1 protein-coding gene is annotated in these 2,486 nt (G+C 43.3%); it reads left to right on the top strand.

Annotated features, from left to right (window positions below):
• Positions 1-567 precede the first annotated feature (567 nt).
• A complete protein-coding gene (locus D0T56_RS16445) occupies positions 568-2,373 on the top strand; it encodes a reverse transcriptase/maturase family protein (RefSeq protein ID WP_163321255.1) in 1,806 nt (601 codons plus the stop codon).
• The last annotated feature ends 113 nt before the right edge of the window (positions 2,374-2,486 follow it).

Here is a 2,486-nt window from a genome sequence, read left to right as displayed (position 1 = left end):
TGTGTGCGCCCGTAAAAGCTGCTTAGTAAACGTCCCATTAGCAAGGGATTAAGTAAGTGTTCTTTGAAAAACTTATCATCAACCGACTTATCTGAAAGGGAAACCAGACAGGGAGTGTAGCATGTCGGTAAAGTCACAAGTCAGTTAGTTATCAAACTGCTACTGAGTGGCAAGATGAAATGATAGATATGAGGATAAAGACCAAACTGTTTGAACGACAGTCCGAGTCGCTCTACTTGAGGCTGTGACGGAAGATAACTACCAACGTCACACTGTGATACTTCTTCGGTGAATAGATACGAAGAAAGCAAGAACTTATCGCAGGGCAACCATAATAAATGGGAAAGGACGGAAATCGTATCCGACAATCTATCACGCTAATAGTTACTAAGTAAGTAAACGGGGATTACCTAACCCGAAACGCCGCAAGGCTATTAGGTTTCAGCCCTATGAATATTCGGTATGGTAACGGAGCTTCCGTAGTAGTCCGAGCAGGGTAACGCCCTGTACATGGCAAAGGGAAGCAGCTAATTTTTATTAATACAATTAAAGGAAAATGTGAGAGACATGAGAAATCCAGAAAAAGTATTAAACAGTCTGAACGAACACAGCAAGGCTTCAAACTACAAGTTTGAACGCCTCTACCGTATTCTGTTCAATGAAGAGATGTTCTATACAGCCTATCAAAAGATAGCATCAAATGATGGCTGTATGACAAAAGGTCCTGACGGTCACAGTATTGACAACATGAGTCTTGCACGGATTGAGAAGCTAATAGCTTCGTTGAAGGACGAAAGCTATAAGCCCCATCCTTCGCGTAGGGTGCATATTCCGAAGAAAAACGGAAAAACACGCCCTTTAGGAATACCTGCTTTTGAAGATAAGCTGGTGCAAGAAGTAACACGCATGATTTTGGAAGCCATTTATGAGGGGCATTTTGAATACACCTCTCACGGTTTCAGACCAAAGCGAAGTTGCCATACTGCACTACTGCAAGTCCAAAAGACATTCAGCGGAGCGAAATGGTTTATCGAGGGCGACATTAAGGGATTCTTCGACAACATCAATCACGATGTTATGATTAACACCCTAAGAGAACGCATATCAGATGAACGCTTCCTACGCCTGATCCGAAAATTCCTGAACGCAGGATATGTAGAAGATTGGGAATTTCACAAGACTTACAGCGGAACGCCGCAAGGGGGTATTGTCAGTCCTATACTGGCTAATATATACCTCGACAGATTAGACAAGTACGTGAAAGAGTATATCCGAAACTTCGACAAAGGGGGAAAACGCAAACCGAGCAAAGAACGTAGCGAATTTGAAAACGAAAGAAAACGGGTTGTGCGAAAACTGAAGTCTGTAAAAGACGAAACCGAGAAGATGGCTTTGCTCGCAAGGCTTAAAGCTATCGAACAGGAACGTACCGCATTTTCAAGCGGTGATGAGATGGACGAAAACTACCGTCGCCTCAAATACATCCGATACGCCGATGACTTTATGTTAGGCGTAATCGGCAGTAAAGAGGATGCAAGCAAGATTAAGGAAAATATAAAATCTTTCTTATCTGAAACCCTTGCCCTCAAACTGTCCGATGAGAAAACGCTAATTACTCATACGAGTAAGGCAGCAAAGTTTCTCGGATATGAAATAACGGTAAGTAGAGACAATCATCAACGCAGAGATGTGAGAGGTCGTTTAAGACGTACCTACGGAAACCGTGTACGCCTTAACGTCAGCATGAACACGCTAAGGAACAAACTTTTGGAGTACGGAGCAATGGAAATAAAACTCCGCAACGGAAAAGAAGTTTGGAAACCCAAATGCCGTTCAGGGCTGATTTATAACGATGACCTTGAAATCCTCGACCGATACAATCGGGAGTTAGTGGGATTTTGTAACTATTACCTGATTGCCAACAACTGTGTACTACTGCACAACTTCAGATTCATTATGGAGTACAGTATGTATAAAACATTCGCAGGCAAATACAAAAGTTCTGTGCGGAAAATCAACAAGAAATACCGCCAAGATGGACGATTTGTAGTGAAGTTTGAACAGAAAGGGGTTATCAAATCTCGGAACTTTTACAAGGCAAGTTTTCAACGCCGAACAACGGCGTTTGACATGAATTACGACCTGCAACCGTACTCAATCGGTGACGCGAGCCGAACCAATCTAACGGATAGGCTAAAAGCGAAACAATGCGAATTGTGCGGAGCTAAAGACGACTTAATCATGCACCACACCAACAAGCTCAAAAACCTTGAAGGCAAAGAGAGTTGGGAACGGATGATGATTGCACGCAAACGCAAAACTATTGCGTTGTGCAGAAGTTGTCACGGATATCGTCATTCAGGTACAATTTAGATTGACAAAATTAGTGGAGAGCCGGATACGCAGGAATGTGTAAGTCCGGTTCGGGGGCGAGTGCTCGGAAACCTACCGCAGTAATGCGATAAGGCGCTGGGTGCTTAGCCTAC

This window comes from Dysgonomonas sp. 520 (assembly GCF_010501095.1).
Taxonomy (GTDB): Bacteria; Bacteroidota; Bacteroidia; order Bacteroidales; family Dysgonomonadaceae; genus QVMP01.
Note: the sequence above shows the minus strand (reverse complement) of the source record. Positions and strands in the feature narration are given on the sequence as shown.

Coding starts and splice junctions, on each gene's coding strand:
- D0T56_RS16445 (WP_163321255.1), top strand. CDS start 568: ATGAGAAATCCAGAAAAAGTATTAAACAGTCTGAACGAACACAGCAAG.